Origin of the sequence: Humidesulfovibrio mexicanus (assembly GCF_900188225.1) — a bacterium.
Classification (GTDB): domain Bacteria; phylum Desulfobacterota; class Desulfovibrionia; order Desulfovibrionales; family Desulfovibrionaceae; genus Humidesulfovibrio; species Humidesulfovibrio mexicanus.
Genome location: NZ_FZOC01000001.1, coordinates 310,596 through 330,002, shown reverse-complemented (window position 1 = coordinate 330,002; position 19,407 = coordinate 310,596). Strand labels below are relative to the sequence as shown.

The 19,407-nt window shown below is 65.7% G+C and carries 18 protein-coding genes and 3 tRNA genes; 15 read left to right on the top strand and 6 right to left on the bottom strand.

Going from position 1 to position 19,407, the window contains the following annotated elements:
- The first annotated feature begins 51 nt into the window (after positions 1 to 51).
- The 3 genes from glgB to CHB73_RS01600 are packed head-to-tail and all read left to right on the top strand — an operon-like array spanning position 52 to position 3,313.
- Positions 52 to 1,956, top strand: a complete 1,905-nt coding sequence (gene glgB, locus CHB73_RS01610; protein WP_089271396.1) for a 1,4-alpha-glucan branching protein GlgB — start codon at positions 52 to 54, stop codon at positions 1,954 to 1,956.
- Positions 1,953 to 2,990 carry a 4-hydroxythreonine-4-phosphate dehydrogenase PdxA gene (gene pdxA / locus CHB73_RS01605; protein WP_089271394.1) on the top strand — a complete coding sequence of 346 codons (1,038 nt, stop codon included), beginning with the start codon at positions 1,953 to 1,955 and terminating at the stop codon, positions 2,988 to 2,990. The genes glgB and pdxA overlap by 4 nt, the downstream gene beginning before the upstream one ends.
- Before the next feature lie 29 nt (positions 2,991 to 3,019).
- Positions 3,020 to 3,313 carry a hypothetical protein gene (locus tag CHB73_RS01600; RefSeq protein WP_089271392.1) on the top strand — a complete coding sequence of 98 codons (294 nt, stop codon included), beginning with the start codon at positions 3,020 to 3,022 and terminating at the stop codon, positions 3,311 to 3,313.
- A 27-nt stretch (positions 3,314 to 3,340) separates the two neighbouring features.
- Here the strand turns inward: CHB73_RS01600 and CHB73_RS01595 are convergent, their stop codons facing one another.
- Entirely contained in the window at positions 3,341 to 3,781 is a 441-nt protein-coding gene (locus CHB73_RS01595) for a hypothetical protein (protein ID WP_089271390.1), read from the bottom strand.
- 32 nt (positions 3,782 to 3,813) lie between these two features.
- Positions 3,814 to 4,680 (bottom strand): glucose-1-phosphate thymidylyltransferase RfbA, encoded by an 867-nt coding sequence (rfbA, locus tag CHB73_RS01590; protein WP_089271388.1) that lies wholly within the window; start codon positions 4,678 to 4,680, stop codon positions 3,814 to 3,816.
- Between the two features lie 185 nt (positions 4,681 to 4,865).
- Between rfbA and CHB73_RS01585 the strand changes: the two genes are divergently transcribed.
- From CHB73_RS01585 to CHB73_RS01570, 5 genes are all read left to right on the top strand, one after another.
- Complete coding sequence (locus CHB73_RS01585; RefSeq protein ID WP_235641466.1) at positions 4,866 to 5,603, top strand: DUF1614 domain-containing protein; 738 nt, start codon at positions 4,866 to 4,868, stop codon at positions 5,601 to 5,603.
- A 15-nt stretch (positions 5,604 to 5,618) separates the two neighbouring features.
- The gene (locus tag CHB73_RS01580; RefSeq protein WP_235641465.1) at positions 5,619 to 6,443 is read left to right on the top strand and encodes a MogA/MoaB family molybdenum cofactor biosynthesis protein; all 825 of its coding nucleotides are present in this window, start codon (positions 5,619 to 5,621) and stop codon (positions 6,441 to 6,443) included.
- 143 nt (positions 6,444 to 6,586) lie between these two features.
- Positions 6,587 to 7,990: a TolC family protein gene (locus CHB73_RS01575; RefSeq protein ID WP_089271384.1), complete on the top strand. Its 1,404-nt coding sequence runs from the start codon at positions 6,587 to 6,589 to the stop codon at positions 7,988 to 7,990.
- 9 nt (positions 7,991 to 7,999) lie between these two features.
- Positions 8,000 to 8,221 (top strand): dual CXXC motif small (seleno)protein, encoded by a 222-nt coding sequence (locus CHB73_RS17205; RefSeq protein ID WP_263598086.1) that lies wholly within the window; start codon positions 8,000 to 8,002, stop codon positions 8,219 to 8,221.
- 58 nt (positions 8,222 to 8,279) lie between these two features.
- Positions 8,280 to 9,185, top strand: a complete 906-nt coding sequence (locus tag CHB73_RS01570; RefSeq protein WP_089271382.1) for a lytic murein transglycosylase — start codon at positions 8,280 to 8,282, stop codon at positions 9,183 to 9,185.
- A 30-nt stretch (positions 9,186 to 9,215) separates the two neighbouring features.
- On the opposite strand, the gene CHB73_RS01565 is transcribed toward CHB73_RS01570, so the two are convergent.
- Together CHB73_RS01565 and CHB73_RS01560 are read right to left on the bottom strand one after the other, a co-directional pair.
- The gene (locus CHB73_RS01565; RefSeq protein ID WP_089271380.1) at positions 9,216 to 10,319 is read right to left on the bottom strand and encodes a glycosyltransferase family 4 protein; all 1,104 of its coding nucleotides are present in this window, start codon (positions 10,317 to 10,319) and stop codon (positions 9,216 to 9,218) included.
- Positions 10,320 to 10,379: 60 nt separating this feature from the next.
- A complete protein-coding gene (locus CHB73_RS01560; protein WP_089271378.1) occupies positions 10,380 to 10,742 on the bottom strand; it encodes a molybdenum cofactor biosynthesis protein MoaE in 363 nt (120 codons plus the stop codon).
- 57 nt (positions 10,743 to 10,799) lie between these two features.
- On the opposite strand from CHB73_RS01560, the gene CHB73_RS01555 reads away from it, so the two are divergent.
- The 4 genes from CHB73_RS01555 (at position 10,800) to CHB73_RS01540 (ending at position 16,699) form a co-directional block, all read left to right on the top strand.
- Complete coding sequence (locus CHB73_RS01555) at positions 10,800 to 13,595, top strand: tetratricopeptide repeat protein (RefSeq protein ID WP_143337287.1); 2,796 nt, start codon at positions 10,800 to 10,802, stop codon at positions 13,593 to 13,595.
- Positions 13,596 to 13,635: 40 nt separating this feature from the next.
- On the top strand, positions 13,636 to 14,379 hold the full coding sequence (gene gpmA, locus CHB73_RS01550; RefSeq protein WP_089271374.1) for a 2,3-diphosphoglycerate-dependent phosphoglycerate mutase: 744 nt from the start codon (positions 13,636 to 13,638) through the stop codon (positions 14,377 to 14,379).
- 17 nt (positions 14,380 to 14,396) lie between these two features.
- Entirely contained in the window at positions 14,397 to 15,551 is a 1,155-nt protein-coding gene (gene mutY / locus CHB73_RS01545) for an A/G-specific adenine glycosylase (RefSeq protein WP_235641464.1), read from the top strand.
- 134 nt (positions 15,552 to 15,685) lie between these two features.
- Positions 15,686 to 16,699, top strand: a complete 1,014-nt coding sequence (locus CHB73_RS01540) for a VgrG-related protein (RefSeq protein WP_089271372.1) — start codon at positions 15,686 to 15,688, stop codon at positions 16,697 to 16,699.
- A 67-nt stretch (positions 16,700 to 16,766) separates the two neighbouring features.
- On the opposite strand, the gene CHB73_RS01535 is transcribed toward CHB73_RS01540, so the two are convergent.
- Positions 16,767 to 18,362 carry an NFACT RNA binding domain-containing protein gene (locus CHB73_RS01535; protein WP_179216846.1) on the bottom strand — a complete coding sequence of 532 codons (1,596 nt, stop codon included), beginning with the start codon at positions 18,360 to 18,362 and terminating at the stop codon, positions 16,767 to 16,769.
- 156 nt (positions 18,363 to 18,518) lie between these two features.
- Complete coding sequence (gene dksA, locus CHB73_RS01530) at positions 18,519 to 18,881, bottom strand: RNA polymerase-binding protein DksA (protein WP_089271368.1); 363 nt, start codon at positions 18,879 to 18,881, stop codon at positions 18,519 to 18,521.
- 288 nt (positions 18,882 to 19,169) lie between these two features.
- On the opposite strand from dksA, the gene CHB73_RS01525 reads away from it, so the two are divergent.
- The 3 genes from CHB73_RS01525 to CHB73_RS01515 all read left to right on the top strand — a co-directional run bounded on the left by CHB73_RS01525 (position 19,170) and on the right by CHB73_RS01515 (position 19,407).
- Positions 19,170 to 19,244, top strand: a tRNA-Gly gene (locus CHB73_RS01525).
- 8 nt (positions 19,245 to 19,252) lie between these two features.
- A tRNA-Cys gene (locus CHB73_RS01520) sits at positions 19,253 to 19,327 on the top strand.
- 5 nt (positions 19,328 to 19,332) lie between these two features.
- Positions 19,333 to 19,407: transfer RNA gene (locus CHB73_RS01515), tRNA-Gly, on the top strand.

Sequence of the window (19,407 nt, the reverse complement as noted above, 5' to 3'; positions counted from 1 at the left end):
CCGAATTCGGCGCACCCGCCCACTGCTTCGCCGCAACCAGGAGCCTTTTGCATGAGCCAGCACGTCACCCAGCCGGTGTTCATCGAGCCCTTTGACCTGTATCTTTTCGGCAAGGGCGAGCACTGGGACCTGTACCGGGTTCTTGGCGCGCATCCGCACGAGCAGTGGGGCGAATCCGGCTACCGTTTCGCCGTGTGGGCGCCCAACGCCCGCAAGGTCAGCGTGGTGGGGCCGTTCAACGATTGGTGGGGCAAGGCGCATCCGCTGTATCCCGTGGGGTCTTCCGGAATATGGGCGGGCTTTGTGCCCGGTCTGGCGTCCGGCGTGCTGTACAAGTTCGCGGTAAAGGATTGCCACGGCCGTACCAGCTTCAAGACCGACCCCTTCGCCTTTTTCGCCGAAATGCGGCCCGGCAACGCTGCGCGCACCTGCGCGCTCGACGGCTACCAGTGGAACGATGCCGCCTGGCTTGAGGAGCGCGCCCGCTACAATCCGCCCCTGGCGCGTCCGCAGTCCGTGTACGAAGTCCACGCCGGGTCCTGGCGCCTGCGCGACGGCCGCTTCCTCACCTACCGCGAGCTGGCGGACGAGCTGATTCCCTACGTCAAGGAGCTGGGCTTCACGCACATCGAGTTCATGCCCTTGGCCGAGCACCCGCTGGACGAGAGCTGGGGCTACCAGACCAGCCACTATTTCGCACCCACCTCGCGCTTCGGCGAGCCCGACGAACTGCGGCAGTTCATCGACCGTTGCCATCAGGAGGGCATCGGGGTCATTCTGGACTGGGTGCCCGGCCATTTTCCCAAGGACGATTGGTGCCTGGGCCGTTTTGACGGCACCGCCCTCTACGAGCACGAGGACCCGCGCAAGGGCGAGCACCCGGACTGGGGCACCTACATTTTCAACTACGGCCGCCACGAGGTGCGGAACTTCCTGCTGGCCAACGCCCTGTACTGGTTCAAAGAGTTCCACATCGACGGCATCCGCATCGACGCGGTGGCCTCCATGCTCTACCTGGACTACTCGCGCAAGCAGGGCGAGTGGATCCCCAACCACTTCGGCGGGCGCGAGAACCTGGAGGCCATCGAACTCTTGAAGGGGCTGAACACGGTGGTGCACTCCCATTTTCCCGGCGCAACCATGATCGCCGAGGAGTCCACTGCCTGGCCTGGGGTCTCGCGCCCCACGTACACCGGCGGCCTGGGCTTCACCTTCAAGTGGAACATGGGCTGGATGAACGACACCCTCTCCTACATGCACAAGGAGCCCGTGCACCGCGCCTGGCACCACAACAGCCTCACCTTCTCCATGCTCTACGCCTTCACCGAGAACTTCGTGCTGCCGCTGTCCCACGACGAGGTGGTGCACGGCAAGGGCGCGCTGCTCTCCAAGATGCCCGGCGACCAGTGGCAGCAGCTGGCCAACCTGCGCCTGCTCTTCGCCTACCAGTGGGCGCACCCCGGCAAGAAGCTTCTGTTCATGGGGGGGGAGTTCGGCCAGTGGAACGAGTGGAACTGCAAGCGCGAGCTGGACTGGATTCTGCATTGCTTCCCCGCGCACACGGGCATTGCCCGGCTGGTGGGCGACTTGAACCATCTGCTCAAGAGCCGCCCGGCCCTGCACGAAGCCGACATCAGCTGGGACGGCTTCGAGTGGATGGATTTCCGCGACTGGTCCAACTCGGTGATCAGCTTTGCGCGCAAGGCTCCGGGACGCGAGCCCGTGCTGTTTGTGTTCAATTTCACCCCCGTTGTGCGGCATGACTATGGCGTGCGCTGCCCAGGCCCCGGCTGGTGGCGGGAAATCCTCAACACCGACGCCGAGATATACGGCGGCTCCAATGCGGGCAACGGCGGCGGCGTGGAGGCTGTGACCCATGGGCCGGATTCCTTCCTGACCCTGACCCTGCCGCCGCTGGCCGCCCTGGCCTTCAGTCGGGCAGGGGAGGGGCTGTGAGCGTCCTCGCCGTCACCCTGGGCGACCCCTGCGGCCTTGGGCCGGAGCTTGTCGTCCGCTGCCTGGCCCTGGCTGGGGCGGACTGCGCGCGGCGCGGAGAAACCCTGCTGTTCATCGGCCCGCTGGCGGCGCTGGAGCGCGAATTGGCCGGGCGTCCGCGCTTCTTCGATGTGCTGTGCGCAGGTGCGGGCCTCGCCGCCGAGCTGGCCGGGCATGGTCCGGGCATCTGCTTCGTGGAGCCGGAGGGACTGGCCGGGCTGGACTTTCCGCCTGGAGTCCCGACGCCTGCGGGCGGTCTGGCTGCGGGCAAAAGCCTGGGGCTTGCCGTGGACCTGGCGCGGCGCGGCGTTGTGCAGGGGGTGGTCACCTGCCCGCTGAACAAGGCCATGTTGCAGGAGGCCGGGTTCGACTTCCCCGGCCACACGGAGTTCCTGGCCGAGGGGCTTGGCGTGGGCGCGCGGAACGTCACCATGCACCTGTGCGGACCGTTGCCGCCACCAGCGCAACCGGGGCAGACTCCCCCCCTGGCCCTGCGCGTCAGCCTCGTCACCACGCACCCGCCGCTGGCCGACGTGCCGCGCCTTGTGACGCGGGAGGCCATTTTGCGGGCCATCCGACACACGGCGGAGTTCACGGAGCGCCTGGGCTTGCTTGGCCCCATCGGCGTGTGCGGGCTCAATCCCCACGCCGGGGAGAGCGGGCGCATCGGGCGCGAGGACGAGGACGTGGTGCGCCCGACAGTGGCCGAGGCGCGGGCGGCGGGGCTGAATGTCGAGGGGCCGGTTCCGGCGGACACGCTGTTCCATTTCGCCGCGCGCGGGCGCTACTCCGCCGTGGTGGCCATGTATCACGACCAGGGGCTGGCCCCCTTGAAGCTTCTGCACTTCGGCGAGGCGGTGAACGTGACCCTGGGCCTGCCCATCATCCGCACATCCCCGGATCACGGCACCGGCTACGACCTGGTGGGCACGGGCAGGGCGAAAACCACCAGCTTCGAGGCCGCGTTGGATTTGGCGCGCAGGCTGGCGGGGTAGGGGACTGACATTTCGCAGGGGGGAGGCGTATGCGTGTGTGGCTGTGGATTGTTCCCGTTCTCGCGCTGGCCGCGTGCGATCCCACCCCGGCCGCGGCCGAAGGCGCGCTCAGGCCGCGCAGCGATGCGCCTTCCCTCAAGAATTACCGCGGCGATTGCCGCCCCGGCCGCGACCCGGACGACCCCGACTGCTGCGCGGAGGCCTTCGCCATCTGCCGCATCATCTGCAAGGACGACTACGCCGAAAATGGGGACATGCTGTACCTCAAGCACTGCCTGCGCGACTGCGAAGCGCAGTTGGTGCGGTGCCGGGAGGGGCGGTAGAGAACGGTTGCATGGGCGTAAGCCCCCCTATTTCATGCTCAAGTATTTCTGCACGAAATACACCGCCAGCCCCAGGAGAATGGCGATGGCGATCCATTTGCTGGGGTTGAAGAGGGGCTCGGGCTCAATCTTCTGGAGGGTGTCCGGCACGTTGCGCATGGCGTTGTGCCGGTTCAGCTCGTCCATGAAGAGGCCGAAGCATTTTGCCGGGCCGTGCGCGGTCTCAAGCTCGCCCAGCAGGTCCAGCAGGTCCTGGGCGCACTGCCCGCCGAACTCGCGCCCGGTCTTGCCCGCCGGGTTCAGCCCCTGGCGCAGCTTCGCCAGCGGCGCCTCCCCTTGCGCGTCGCCCAGGCCCCGCACCAGGCGGTTCAGGCGCGCCACGTCGCCATCGGTCATGCCGTGCAGCGTGCTGCGCAGATTGATGATGCGCACGTCGAACGAGGCGGCGGGCGTGTAGGTCTCCTGCATACATCCTTCCTTGGGGGGCGAATTCTGAGCGGCTACCCGCGCAGCACTTCCATGAGGTATTGGCCGTATTCGTTCTTGAGCATTGAACCGGCGAGGGTCTCCAACTGCGCGGCGTCGATGTAGCCCATGCGGTACGCTATCTCCTCCACGCAGGCGATGCGCAGGCTTTGGTTGTCCTGCACCATGCGCACGAAGTTGGCCGCGCGCAAAAGCGACTCGTGGGTGCCCATGTCCAGCCAGGCCCAGCCGCGGCCGCACAGCTCGACGGAGAGGTCGCCGCGCTTCAGGTAGGCGTTGTTCACGTCGGTGATCTCCAGCTCGCCCCGGGCCGAGGGGGTGAGCGAACGGGCGATGTCCACCACATCGTTGTCGTAGAAGTAAAGACCGGTCACCGCGTAGCGCGACTTGGGCACGCGCGGCTTCTCCTCGATGGACAGCACCTTCTGCTCCTCGTCGAACTCCACCACGCCGAAGCGCTCCGGATCCTTGACCGGGTAGGCGAACACGATGCCGCCTTTTTCGAGTTTCGCGCAGCGCTGCAGAACATGCGAGAGGCCCTGGGCGTGGAAGATGTTGTCGCCCAGCACCAGGCTCACGGTGTCTCGGCCGATGAAGTCCGCGCCGAGGAGGAAGGCCTGGGCCAGGCCGTCCGGGCTTGGCTGGGCCACGTAGCTGAAGGTGAGTCCCAGGCTGGAGCCGTCGCCCAGCATGTCTGCGAAGCGGGGCAGGTCGGACGGGGTGGAGATGACCAGGATGTCGCGGATGCCCGCAAGCATGAGCGTGGAGAGCGGGTAGTAGATCATGGGCTTGTCGTACACGGGCAGCAGCTGCTTGCTGATGACTCGCGTAAGGGGATGGAGCCGGGTGCCGGAGCCTCCGGCCAGGATGATGCCCTTCATGTGCTGCTCCGCGTGATTGGGCCGCGCGCGGTTTACAACGCGGGCCATGGTTGCTAGTCTCGCCGGGGAGATACCCCCTTTGGCCCCCGCCTGGCAACACCAAGCCGCGCGGCGGGCGGCCGCCACCTCGTCGCGGGAGCGTTATGTTTTATCAGGCCGGGCCGCCGTTCCTTCTTCTGGCTTTTGTGGTTCTGCTGCTTGTGGGGCTCTTTGTCGTGCTCCCGGTGAGCCTTGTGGCGGCCGCCTTCGGCAAGCTGGGCCTCACCGGCGCGCAGGGGCTGGCCGTGTTCCTGCTCACCATCATCGGCAGCAGGTACAACATCCCCCTCTACCGCAGCACGCGCCTGGTGCGCGGCCAGCCCGCGCCCGCAAGCCGCCTGTTCGGCTTTTCCGGGCAGGTGGGCCGCCTTCGTTTCGGCCGTGGTCCTTTGGGCCGTGGGCCGCTTGGCTTCGGGCAGGACGACGAGCTGACGCTCTCCGAGCAGACCGTGGCCGTGAACGTGGGCGGCTGCGTGGTGCCCTGCCTGCTCTCGGCCTGGTTTGTGTGGCACATGCAGATTGCGGGCGTGCTGGGCGCCTGGCTGGCCCTGTGCGTGCTCATTTCGGCCCTGGCGTGCTACCTGCTGGCGCGGCCCATGCCGGGCATCGGCATCGGGGTGCCGGTGCTGCTGCCACCGGCAGTGGCGGCGCTTACCGCCATTCTGCTCGCCCCGGACGCCAGCCTTGTGCCGGGGCACGAGTCGCTTGCCCCGCGCGCGGCCTACATGGCGGGCGCGCTGGGCACGCTCATCGGCGCGGACTTGGCGCACCTGCTGAATCGCCGAACCCTGGCCGTGCTCGATGCGCCGCTTTTGTCCATCGGCGGTGCGGGCACCTTTGACGGCATCTTTCTGGCCGGCATCATCGCCGTCCTGCTCGCCTGACCTAGGAGGACTCCCGTGAACGCATCCGCCGCCGCTTTGGACATCCGTTTCTTCCGCCATGGCGATGGGGGCACCGGGCAATGTGCCGGGGAGCGCTTCCTGCTCTTCGCCGGGGCCGCTCCCGCGCCGTTGCCGACGGGCATTCCGCTGGCCGTGGCCGAGGCTCTGCCGGACCTCAAGGCCGGGCACCTGCTGCGCGGCGAGCGCGAGGAACACCGCGTTCTGGGCCGTGTTTGGTGGCCGGGGCTGGAGGGCGGCGTAAGCAGGCCCTGCTGGCTGGCCGAGACCTTGCTGCCCGCGCCTGCGGGGGCCGACGAGACCCGCACCCTGTCTCTGTCCCGCGCGGGCTTTGCCCTGGCCTGGATCACCCTGAGCGACAAGGGCGCGGCGGGCCTGCGCGCCGACGCCTCCGGCCCGCTCATCGAGGAGCTGGCGCGTGCGGAGATGGAGCTGTGCCTGGCGCGCGGCTTCGTGCTGCCGGACGAGGAGCGCGACATCGTGGCGCTTATGACGCATCTGGCCCTGGTGGACGGCTTCGACATGATCTGCACCACGGGCGGCACGGGCGTGGCCCCGCGTGATGTAACCCCTGAGGCCACCTTGCGCGTCATAGAGAAGCGCCTGCCCGGTTTCGAGCGCGCCATGACCGCCGTCAGCCTGGCCAAGACCCCGCGCGGGGCGGTGTCGCGCGCAGTGTGCGGAACCCTTGGCGGGGCGGTCATAGTGAATCTTCCTGGCAGCCCAAAGGCCGTGCGCGAGTGCCTGGGAGCTGTGCTGCCCGCCCTTGCGCACACCATCGAGAAGCTGCAGGGCGACCCGGCAGACTGCGCCACGGGATGAAGTGCGCTATTCGCACAGCTGATTTGAGCATTTTTGATCCTTGCGTCCCGCGCGCGCGTTGAGTATAAACACGTGTTTAAACGCTGCCGATACAATGGCTGGCTTCCTCCGCTACCCTAACCGAGCAGCAAGAAGGACACCTCATGATTCGCAAAACGCCGTTCCGCACCCTCGCCGCGCTTGCGCTGACCCTGTGCCTGGCCGCGCCAGCCCTGGCTCAGGATGCGGCCCCCGCCGCTCCCGCGCCCGTCACCCCCCCGGCCACGGCCGGAGCGGTCCAGCCGCCGCAGGGACTTCCGTCCGCCCTTGATTTGAAGCAGGCCGTCGAGTTCGGGCTGGCGAACAACCCCACCATCGTGTCCGCCCGTGCGCAGCTTTTGGGCAGCGAATACGACCAGAACTCGGCGCTGGCCGACTTTCTTCCCACGGCCACGGCCAACTACGGTGTGCTGAACTACGATCGCCAGCCCAAGTCCGGCGGCGTCAACAGCGCGGACCAGACCGTCTGGACGGGCCAGTTGAATCTGCACCAGCCCGTGTTTACCGGGTTCCAGCTCCTGTCCAGCTACCAGAAGGCCAAGCTCGCCAAGGAACAGAACCAGGCCAAGATGACCCAGGCCGAGCTCTCGCTCATCGGCGCCATCCAGACCAACTATCTTGCGCACCTCAAGGCGAAGATGGACGTGAAGAGCGCGCAGGACTCCGTGGAGCGCCTCAAGTCCCAGCTCAAGGTCACCACCGCGTTTTACGAGGTCGGGCTCAAGCCCAAGCTCGATGTGCTGCAGGCCGAGGTGGACGAAGCCGAGGCCGAACAGGATCTGCTCACCGCGCAGAACTCCCTGGACACCACCCGCGCCAAGCTCAACTCGCTTTTGAATCTGCCGCTGGAAGCGCCTGTGACCTATGTGGGCGAGCTGACCTACACTCCCTTCGGCCTCGAACTCTCGGAGTGTCTGAACCGCGCCTACAAGGCCCGGCCGGACATCCAGGTCGGCGTCAAGAGCGTGGCCATCGCCGAGAAGGAGCAGACCATCGCGGGCAGTTCCTTCTACCCGCAGGTGAGCGCGGACTACAACTATTACAAGAAGGGCGACAGCGCCTCCCTGAACGACAGCAAGTATCTGTCCAATTCCGCCAAGGAGTACTGGACGGTGGGCGCCAACGCCTCCTGGACCTTTTTCCAGTGGGGCAGCACCTACAACAAGTACAAGAGCGGCGGCGAGAACGTGAACAAGATGCGCGCGGATCTGGAGAACACCAAGCTGGGCGCCGGGTTCGAGGTCAAACAGTACCTGCTGAACCAGCGCGAGGCCGCGGACCGCATCACCGTGGCGCGCAAATCCGTGGAGGCTGCGCGCGAGAGCTACCGTATGGCCCTTGCGCGCTACCAGGCCCAGGTGGGCACCAACACCGACGTGCTTGACGCCCAGGCAAAGGTAAGCAGCAGCGAGGCCTCCCTGTCCCAGGCGCTGTCCGATTACCAGACCGCGTTGTCCAACCTGTATGTGGCCATGGGCGAAAAGAATCCGCCTCTGGATATCCGCTAGGGACATGGCGTGAGCCTGCTGTCCCCTTTTCGCAAGCGCCAGCAGCCCCGCGCCGTGCCGGGGCTGGCGTGTCCGACCTGCGGGGGGGGCGTGGTCCTCAACCGGGCCTGACGGGAAGTGTCCCTGCGCTGCACGGTGTGCGGCGCATCTTACGGGTTGCAGGTTTTTGCGGCGCAGTTGGACGACGATTTCGAGGAGGAGGTGGGCTTTGTGCCCATGGACAGGCTGTGACCATGCCTGCAAGGCCGAACCCCGCCCTGTGGCCCTGACCGCTTGGCTGCGGAATCTCATGGCGCGGCCTTTCGGGGCCGCGCTTGTGCTTCTGGTGCTGGCGTTTTTCCCCCTGAGCGCATACGCCCAGCCGACCTGGGATCCGCTGACCCGCAGGCTCACCGGTGACGGCTTCGATCCTGCGGCCATGAACGCCTTGTTCGCCCGCCCCGAGGTCCGCTTCGACCCGCTCGTCATGGCCCGGAAGATGAATGCCCTGCTGGAGGTGAAGCTTTCCCAGGCGAAGGCAAAGACCGAACCTCCAGAGGTTTACGTCCGCTATCTGAATCCGCTGCTTATCATGCAGGCGCGGTCCTTCATGGAGTCGCACAAGGCTTCGCTGCGCGAAGCCCGGCAACGGTACGGCGTTCCAGAGGAAATTCTCACGGCGCTGCTGCTGGTGGAGACGAAGCTTGGCAGCAACCTGGGCGGCAAGAGCGCTCTGTCCACCCTGGCAAGCATGGCCCTGGCCGTGGATTTCTCTCTGGTGGCCCCGCACATTGAGCGCCGTGATCTCTCGCCCGACATGTCCGAGTGGCTGCGCTGGCGTACGGCGCAAAAGGCCGCCTGGGCCTACAAGGAGCTCAAGGCCCTGCTGGCCTACGCCAAGGCCGCTGGTGTGGACCCGGCTGGCATTCCTGGCTCGGTGTACGGTGCAATAGGCCTGTGCCAGTTCATGCCCACGAACGCCGTGCGCTATGGCGAGGATCTGGACGGCGATGGCCGCGTGGACCTTTTCGACCCTGGCGACGCAATTTTGAGCACCGCGCGCTTTCTTTCCGCCAACGGCTGGCGGGCCAACCTGTCCCGCGAGAGGCAGTTGGTCGTCATCTATCGCTACAACCACTCCCATTCCTACACGCGCACCATAATGGCCGTCGCCGATCGCCTGCGGGGAGAAGCCGGGCCGTTGGGCATGTGGTAGCGGCCGCGGGGTCGGCGGTGGCCTGGAGCGCTAGTCCACCAGGCCTTCGTATAGGGTGAGCGTCCGCTGGAGGAAGTCGCGCCCGGAGAGCTGCGAGAGGGTGAGCCCGCAGGCCCGGAGGTTTTCGCGGAGCATCGCCGGGTCTTCCATGGCGCTGGCAAGGAGACGGGTCATGGCGTCCACGTCGCCAGCCGGGAACAGGGCCTCCGGCGGCAACAGGTCGGGCATCACCCCCACATCGGAGGAAAAAAGCGGCCTGCCGCAGGCCATGATTTCCAAGGCTGCGCGGGCGATGGTCTCCGACCACAGGGAGGAGACGATGCCGACATCCGCGGCGGAAAGACATGCGGGTATGTCGTCACGCTTGCCTGTGACCACGGTGAAGCGCTCCATTTTGAACTGCCGTATCCACCCGCGTACTTCGTCTTCGCCTGTGGCGCTGCTGAAGCCCAGCAGCATGAGCCGCACGCGGCGCATCCCCTGGGCGTGGACCAGGCGGGACACGGCCTCAATGGTCTCGCGTTGGCCTTTCACCATGTCGAAGCGGCCCACCAGCGCGATGACCGTCTCCCTCGGGCCGAAGCCGAATTCGGCGCGCACACGCTCTCGACCCGGTGCATCGAAACGGAACCGCTCCGTGTCCACTCCACCGTGGATCAGCCAAACCTTGTCCTCAGGGGTGCGCATCACCGAAAGAAAGTGCCGGGCCATGCGCGAGTTGGTGACGACCACCGCATCGCAGACCTTCGCGTGCAGGAAGCGGTTTACGGCATTGGCCCTGGGGGGGCGCTGGTCGCCGCGCGTGCGCACAAGCCGGAAGCCGAAGAAGGGTTTCAAGAGCCCCCAAAGGAAGAAGCCTTCGCCCCGGTGGCAGTTCACCACCTGCGGCTTGAGCGTGCGCAACAGCAGAATCAGGCGCCACAGGGTTGCGGCCAGGCGCATGGGATTGGCCGTGTTGAGGTCGGCGGGCCGGGCGTCGAGGCCCCATTCCAGGGCCTTTTTGTGGCTTTCCGTGCCGCCCTGGGTAAGCACGACCACGGTATGCCCGGCCTCTTGAAGCAGCCGGGCGAGGGAAAGACCATACCATGCGGTTGCGTTGAACCAGCGGACGTTGACGACCTGTACGACGACCATGCTGGGGGGCCTTATGCTCCGGCGCTGGCGCGCCGATGAGAAGTGCGTGGGCAGGACCGTCTAGTCACAGAGTTCCCGCTTGGTGACGGCCTCGCTCTTGATGCGGTCGAGCAGATCGGAGAGGGCGGGCTTGACGTTTTCGCGGATGTCTCCGGCCACGATGAGGAAGAGCACGTCGTCGCCGGGGTGCATGAGGCCCTCGTTGGCGTGGGCCACAACGCGGAAGATGCCGGGGCGCTGTTCGATCTCCCGGCAGATGGCGAGCATCTTTTCGCGGTCCGGCGTGATTTCGATGGCGGTGACTGTGGAATGGTCCGTGCGCGACCAGCCCCGCACGGTTCCGTTGTGCACCAGCACCATGCCCACGTTGTCCGCGAAGCCCGGCTGCTTCTTGAGTTCTGCGATGGCCTGGCTTATGTCCATGTGAAACCTCCGGAATGGGGTTGAACTGGAGAAGAAATGTATACCCTTTCGACCCTCTTGGAAAGACTTCAAGGCGTCTCCCAGGCGCGGCTCATCAGCTCGGGCTACGGGTTGTGGATGGTCTGGTCCGGATCGTTCAACAACGCCGTGGGCCACACCCTGCGCGACCATGGGCTGGTGCAGCTTGTGGAGGATCCCTGCCAGAGCTTGTGGCTTTCCTTCACGCCAGAGGTCTTCCGGGCCATGGCCAAGCTGCAGATATGGGCAAGGCTGAATCCGCTTCCTCTGTTCTGTCAGGTCTTTCCCGTCACCGCGCTGGTGGGCTACGACATGAGCCTCTCGGCCTCGGTCCCGCGGGAGATCGCCCGCCAGCAGGCCGGTGTGGCGGAGGATCTGGAGGTGCTGCTGCACCCCAAGCTGGCGGAGGCGGTGCGGGGCATCCATGGGCTGTCGCTGGGGCAGGCCGTGTCCATGCAGGGCTTGGCGAACCTCGGTTGGACGCCGCTGGTGGCCGATCAGGGCCTGGATTATTCCTCGCCGACCAACTGGTACGGCGTCATCCGACCTCTGGGCCGCCTGGGCGAGCGCGAGGCCATCGCCGGCTGGCGGGCCTTCTTCTCCGAGGTCCAGGGCGTGTTCCAGCGTCTGAACATCAAGTATCTGGCCGATGACGCCAAGGGATTCGTCATCTTTCCGTTGGAAAGCTACCGGCAGGTGCGCCAGTATTGCGTGGAGCTCGCCACCCTGCTGGCGGAATTGAAAGCCACCCAGCGGGCCTACTGGCCTTGCGTCTTCGCCGTCACCGAGCAGCGGGGCATGAGTTTTTCCATGGATCTGCCGCACCGCATGGGGCTCGACTGGAACCGGTTGACCCCGGATTTTCTGCATATGCGCTACCGCGACGGGTTCTCCCTCTATGATGCCTTCAAGGTGAACGAGGTGAACTATGGCGGCGAGCAGGAGTCCCTCGACTCCTGGTGCAATGTCACCAGACGGCAGGCCGATGGCCAGGGCGGCCAAGGGGCCATCGAGATGCCGTTGCCACGGCGCTGGCTTGCCGGGGCGGGGAAGGAGTGCTTCTACTGCGGACTGAAGAACCACACGTCCGCCCAATGTCCGTCCAGGACCATGCCCGCCTTCCGGGCGCAGAATTGGGTCGCGTTGGGGCGGGCCAACCTGTCCGACATGGCCTTGGGATTCAAAGCCCTGGACGAGGCCGGAGACTCGGACAAATTCTTGGGGAAGATCGGGTCGCTGCTTTCTGCGCAGAGCATGGAGGCCGACCTCGTGCGGGCCGTGTTTTCCATCGGCACCCCGTACCAGCCCGGACTTCTGCCCGTGCTGCCGCGCGTCAAGGCCAGGGAATGGCCTTTGGATCCCGAGCAGCTGAACCCCGAGGAGCCATGGCCTTTGGCTGAGGCCCATTTTGCCCTGCTTTCGGGCGAATTGGACAAATCCAAGGAATTGCTGCGTGCCGTGTGCGCCAAGAGCGGGCGCAGCTTCGAGGCCGCCTGCCTGGAGGGCTTTGTTTCGCTGGAGGCCGACGATCACCACATGGCCCAGTTCTATTGGCAGGAGGCCGGTCGCTTGGCCGAGACCAACATCCAGCAGTGCTATGTGCTGTTTCTGCAGGCGCGCCTGCGCGAGGTGGTCGGGGAGTACCGCGAGGCCTTGGGTCTCTATCGGCAGGTGCTCATGGGATCCCCAAAGTGGCTGGAGCCCACCTACAGGGAAGGCGTGTGCATGGTCAAAATGGGCTTCACCGGGCAGTCCCTGGACATCTTCGCGGACTTGGTGAACCGCGAGCCCATGTTCTTCAACCGCATTCTGGTGGACCTTGAGACCGACCGCGGCCGCGTGCATGTGCTTGCCGGCCTCTGGGAGCCCTGGCTTGAAGCCCAGGTGAAGGCCAAAAACATCGGAATCAAGGTTACGTCCCTGTTGAAGGAACTGCCCCAATGGTTCGAGGAGGACCACGCCTTCCGCAAACCCGCCCAGGCGCACCTTGAGCGCATGGACGCCCTGGCCAATACGGAGAATTATGTCGCCTTCCGCGAGGTGGTGCGCGGCATGGACGGTTTCACCGTCGAGATGCAGAAGCAGATCGACGAGGAGATCAAGCGCATCAAGGAACGCGTGGGCACCTACGCCCAGCGCCTGCGCGAGGTGCAGTATGAGGCGGGCTGGTTCCCCTTTCCGAAACTGCTGCGAGACTTCAACCGCGACTTCAACCATTGCGTGCAGCGCATCAACTGGATCATGACGCAGTCCCTGCGCACGGCCGACAATTTCCGTACCGCGCGCCGCCACGTGCCGGAGATCGAAGACCATCTGCAGTCCTTGTCCAAGCGATTGGTCTCGTTGCGCATCGTGCGCGACAGCACGCTTTTCGCCATGCTCATGGGCAAGAATTTCGTCTGGATCGAGGTGGTGGGGCTGGCCTTGGCGCTCTTGACCATTCCCGTCCTGCTCTATTATTCAACTAAAATCGCAAGCAATTGGGTCATTGACGGCATTTTGGCCCAGAAATGGGCCTTCCAGAAGGGGCTCATCTTCCTGGTGACGCTGTTCGCCCTGGGTTTGGCCTCGCTGTTGAGCGTTTTGACCTTTGAAAAGAAGAAACGTCATCTCTTCGAGGCCGACGCCGACCGCAGGGCCGGGCAGCGCAAAGCCACGGCGAAGCCTTCCGCGAAGCAGCAGGCCGGGCGTGCGGAGGGGAAGCCAAAGGACGCGGGCGAGGCCGCCTCGAAGCAGGGGGGCGCCCAGTCAAAAAACGCCAAGCAGAAAGGGGACGGGAGCAAGTCCGCCAAACCCGCCCCCAAGCCCGGCGCCAAGCGTTCCGGCGGGAAATAGCGCTTTCTGTTCCGGCCAGGGCAAGCCGAGGAGGCCAGTCATGCATACGTTGGTGCTCATCCGCCATGGACAGAGCGTCTGGAATCTGGAGAACCGCTTCACCGGCTGGACCGATGTCGATCTTTCGCACCAGGGGCTGGCCGAGGCCCAGGAAGGGGCGCGGCTCTTGAAAGAGGGAGGGTTCCTCTTCGACCGCTGCCACACCTCCTACCTCAAACGGGCTATACGGACGCTTTGGCTCGTGCTTGAGCGCATGGACCTCATGTGGCTGCCGGTGGAGACCAGCTGGCGGCTCAACGAACGGCATTACGGCGCGCTGCAGGGCTTGAACAAGGCCGAGACCGCCCGCCAGTACAGCGACGAGCAGGTGTTCCAGTGGCGGCGGAGCTTCGATGTGCCGCCCCCGCCGCTGGACCCCGCAGATCCTCGCTTTCCCGGCCACGATCCCCGTTACGCCGGACTTGCGGCAGCCGAACTGCCGCGCTGCGAAAGCCTGAAGGACACCATCGCCCGCGTCATGCCGTACTGGCATCAGGTGTTGGCCCCGCAGATACGGGCGGGGCAGCGGCTGCTCGTTGCCGCGCATGGCAATTCCCTGCGCGGGCTGGTCAAGTATCTCGACGGCATGAGCGATGCCGAGGTGTCCGGTCTGAACATCCCCACAGGCGTGCCCCTGGTCTATACGCTGGACGCGGACTTGCGTTCCCTGGGGCGCCGCTACATGGGCGATCCGGAGGCCGTGGAGCGCGCGGCCAGGGCCGTGGCGGAACAGGCCAAGGCATAGCGGAGACGGACGCGCCGGTGCCGAAACCCTCTCTCCCCGCCCAGACCGGAAGCGCCTGGAGCTTCGATATCGCCACGTTCCGCCGGAAGTTGCTCGACTGGTTTTCCGCCAGCGCCCGGGATCTGCCGTGGCGCAGGACGCTGGTCCCCTATCATGTCTGGCTTTCCGAAATCATGCTTCAACAGACGCAGATGGACCGGGCCGTGGGCTATTTTCAGCGTTTTGTGGAGCGATTCCCGGATGTGGCGAGCCTGGACGCCGCGGGCGAGGACGAGGTGCTCAAGCTCTGGGAAGGCCTTGGCTACTACTCGCGCGCGCGCAATCTGCGTCGCGCCGCCCGGCAGATCATGGAGCGCCACCGCGGCGTGTTTCCTGTACAGCTTTCCGACATCCGCGCCCTGCCCGGCGTGGGGCCGTACACGGCCGGGGCCATTGCCAGCGTGGCCTACAACGAGCCCGTGCCCGCCGTGGACGCCAACGTGCTGCGCGTCTTCGCCCGGTTGCTGGACCTGGACCAGCCCGTGGACACGCCAGCGGCGCGGCGGAGCATGGAAAGCGAGGCGGCACAGCTCTTGGATCCAGAAGAGCCGCGCGCCTTCAATCAGGCGCTCATGGAGCTTGGCGCGCTGGTGTGCCGACCGCGCAAGGCAGAGTGCCAAGCCTGCCCGGTGTCGGCATTCTGTCTCGCCTTCCAACGTGGGGTCGTGGCCCGGCGGCCGGTGCTCCGCCCCGGTCCGGAGACCGTGCGCATCCAGATGGCCTGCGGGGTGCTGGCCAGCCGGGGCAGGATCCTCATCCAGAAACGCCGCGCCGACGATGTGTGGCCTGGCCTGTGGGAGTTCCCCGGCGGCGTGCTGGAGGAGGGCGAACGTCCGGAGGACGCCCTTGTGCGTGAACTGCGCGAGGAGACCGCTCTCGACGTTCTGCCCGGCGGGCGCATCGCCGTGGTGCGCAGCAGCTACACCCGCTACCGCATCACCCTGCATGGCTTTTTCTGCTCGGCTGCGCACGGGGTGGATCCCGAACAGGCTTTTCGCTTGAACGAGGCCGACGAGGCGCGTTTTGTCGCCCCGGATGACTTGCGCGCCTATGCCTTCCCCTCGGGCCACGCCCGGCTTGTGGCCAAACTTCTGACGGACCTGCGCCTGGAAGCCTTTCTCGCAGCGGATTGATGGTGTTCAACTGCCAGTCATCGCGTGGAATTTTCTCTCCGGCATGGTACATGCTTTAGTGTCGGCGGAATCGTGTCATGGCCCAAACGTCGATGCGCGGCAGCGCACGCCCAGGCCGACACCGGAGGGAAGACATGTCCGGCAACACCAATATCGCGGAAGTCATTCGCGTGCTGAAGGACGCCGAGTCCGGCCCAATGCCGGGGCGAAGCCTTGTCCAGCCTGCCAAGCCCGACCCGAAGACCATCGCCTTTCAGGCGCAGATGCGCATGGCGCAGCAGGCCATCGGCACGGGCGATGTGGCGGAGAGCGGCGCGTCTGCCGAGACCTATGGTTTGGATCTGAGCATGGCCTCGGACAGCATGATGCTGGATGCCCTGTCCACGATCGCGCGGCTCACCGGCCAGGGCCTGCCGCAGCAGCGGCCCGTATACGCCCAGGCCCCGGAAAAGGCCTTCACGCGCAATCCGAATGCCGTGGGCGGCGACGGGCTTGGGGCCATCGCGGCCATGTTCGAGTCCGGCGAGAAGGGCGTGGCGGCCATTGGCTATGACCGCACGGGCGGCACCAGTTACGGAAAGTTCCAGATTTCCTCCCGCGCAGGCACCATGAACCGCTTTTTGAGTTTTCTTTCCGAGCGTGATCCGGCCATCGCCGAACGCTTGCGGCGCTCCGGCCCGGCCAACACCGGCTCCACACAGGGGCGGATGCCCGCCGAGTGGATGAAGATCGCCACGGAAATGCCCGAGCGTTTCGAGGCCCTTCAGACCGAGTTCATCAAGAAGGACCATTACCAGCCTGCGCGGGACAAGATTCTGGAGCGCACAGGACTGGACATTGAGAACACCAAGCCTGCCCTGCGCGAGGCGCTGTTCAGCACCGCCGTGCAGCACGGTCCCAGCGGCGCGGCGCGCATTTTCAACCAGGCCATCGACAAGTTCCTGGGAAAAGGCGGCGTGCAGCGGCCAATGGATCTTGCGGCGAATGGATTGGAACAAGCTCTGGTGAGCGAGGTGTACACCCGCAGGCAGGGGCAGTTCGGCGGCAGCACGGAGGCCGTCCGGGCCAGTGTGCGTGGCCGTTTGCGCCAGGAAAAAGAGCTTGTGCTGGCCATGCTGGACAGGCAGGGCATGAACCGCGTGGTGTAGAGCGCAGACGTTTCCGGAAGTCGGATTTTCCAACGGCCCGCGTCTTGCGGGCTTTTTGGCGTTCGCCTCAGCGTTTGTCCTTTCTTTGGCGCTTCGAAGCGCCGCGGCCCACTGCGGCCCCGCCAGAGCTGAACGGAGCCGGATGGATGGCCTCCAGCACCGGCAGCGTCACGGCCAGACGCTCTTCCAGGGCCGGATCGAGCGGCACAAGCAGAGTGCGTTCCACCTGATCAACCGCCACGCTTCCCATGGCCGCCCCCTTGACCTTGCGCACGTCCTTGACCTTGGCCAGCAGCACCTCGGCCTTGGCGTCGTCCTTGCGCCAGCTCTTGAGGGCGCACAGGGTCGCGGCTTCTGCGAGGCTGCGTTCCGGCACGTCCTGGTCCGGATAGTCGCGCCGGAGAATCACATGGGCGCTGGGGCCGCCTGCCGCGTGCAGCCAGTAGTCGTGCGGGCTGGCCGCCCGCGAGAGCATTTCGTGGTTGGCCTGGCTGCTTTTGCCGCGCAGGACGAGAAAACCGTCCGTGGTGCGGAAGCAGGCCACGGAAAGGCCCTTGTAGCGCATGGGCAGCACTGGGGCGACGGAAGGGGAGGACGAACCGGCGCCCGTGGGCTTGGTCGACGATGTCTCCAGTCCGGCTCCGGAGACCAGCAAGGCCCGGCGGCGCTCCACATGCTCAAGCCCCCTGCGTCCCTTGGCGGCCAGCCGGAAGAGCCGGGCCATGTTTTCGGCCGGGGAAAGCCGCCCATCGAGGGGAACCTCAACCTGTCCCTGGGTGGGGTGCGGGAGCTCGACGCGTTCGCAACCTGGCCTGGCCTCCAGGCCGGACAAGGCGATTTGCAGGGCCTCGGCCGCCACGGCCAGGGCCGCAAGCCGTGCATGGCGCGCGCGGTCCTGTTCAAGCTGGGCGAGTTGGCGTTCCAGGCGGCGCTTGGCCTGGGCGGCCAGTTCCCGGCCGTCCTTCTCTTCGGCGCGGGCAAGCTGCGAAAACAGGGTGCGCTCGCCGTGGATGCGGGCCGCCTCCAGAGCGGTCGCGCAGCTTGGCCCGCATTGCTCGCCCGGCCAGACGCAAGGTTCGCCCTCGGCGGGGAGGAAGAAGCCTTCCGGTCGTGCCTGGGTCAGTCGCTCAAGCAGGGCATTGGCCGCAATCGGGTCGCCTGCTGCGAGTGCAGCCAAGCGTCGGCGCAGCGGTGGGGTGAGCTGTGGGAACGCGCGCCAGACTTCGACGTCGTCCAGTGCTGTGGCGAGATCTGGCCACAGCGGCTCTGGGGGGCAGGGAAACCCCTCTTCCAGGGTGAGCCCGGCCCGCAGGTCGAACACGAGCCAGCCGCCTGCCTGGGGCAGGTCGCGCGGGGTGAGCGCGAAGGCAAGGCGCAGCGCTGGCCAGTCCGATTGGGACGCAAGGAGTCTTCGTCCGACCAGCCGTTTGCGCAGCCACATGACCCGCGCCGACGCCTGCGCCGGATTGGTCGGACGCTGTTCGGAGAGGAAGAGCAGGCCGCCTGTTCTGCCTGGACGAAAACAGAGCCGCCGCGATCGGCCGTGCCCATGCAGGGCGAGGACAAGCACGTCCTCGGCCGGGGCGTGGATCTTTTCGATGCGCAGGCCAATGAGTTCCGCTGTCAGCTCGTCTGCCAGAACGCGGAAGAAGTTGGCCTCCATCCGGTCTCCTTGTGCTGGGCTTGGGGGGCGACGGGAACGTGCGGTCGGTTCATCGACTCTGGGCGGGCCGTCCGGTCGGGAAGGCCGTGGTGGTGGGCTGTGCATGGACGCGCAGACGGCCTGGTGCTTCCGTCTGCGGCCATACGCGTGTCCGGGCTAGTCGCCCCGGACCATTTCGTCTTCTTCCTGTTTGCTCTTGCAGTTGATGCACAAGGTAGTCATGGGGCGGGCCTTGAGCCGTGCGATGCCGATTTCCTCGCCGCACTCGACGCAGATGCCGAACTCGCCTTCATCGATGCGGGTGAGGGCCTGCTGGATTTTTTTGATCAGCTTGCGTTCACGGTCGCGCAATCTCAGGGTGAAGGCCCTGTCGGACTCTGCTGTGGCCCGGTCGGCAGGATCGGCGTAGACCTCGACGGTTTCCGTCATGTCGTCGATGGTGGCCTGTCCCTTCTGGAGGATGTCCTCCAGCATGGAGTTGAGCATGTCCCGGAAGAATTGGATGTCTTTGGCTTCCATGGGCAATCTCCTGGATGGGAGGGGCGGTTCGGGTAACGTCTTCGTCGGGCCCCTCCGGGTACAAACGAATGCGCGTGATAAACCGAAACCGGAGGTGTTGTAAAGCCCCTGGAAAGTGACGGCCTGGCTTGGGCGGCAGAGGCGTCCCAGAGTGTTTGGGCCATGGTTTCGGCTCGTGCGCCCATGCGAGGGGCTTGGCCCACAAAGGTTTTTTTGAAAAAATCTGGAAAGTTGAAAATCCTTGCTTGACAGGTGTGGGGGGCAAAGGTAAAAGGGGCTCCCTTTTGAGCGGGAATAACTCAGCGGTAGAGTGCAACCTTGCCAAGGTTGAAGTCGCGGGTTCAAATCCCGTTTCCCGCTCCAAAAGAGATGGCGGCATAGCCAAGTGGTAAGGCAGAGGTCTGCAAAACCTCCATTCTCCGGTTCAAATCCGGATGCCGCCTCCACACGAGCGGGAATAACTCAGCGGTAGAGTGCAACCTTGCCAAGGTTGAAGTCGCGGGTTCAAATCCCGTTTCCCGCTCCA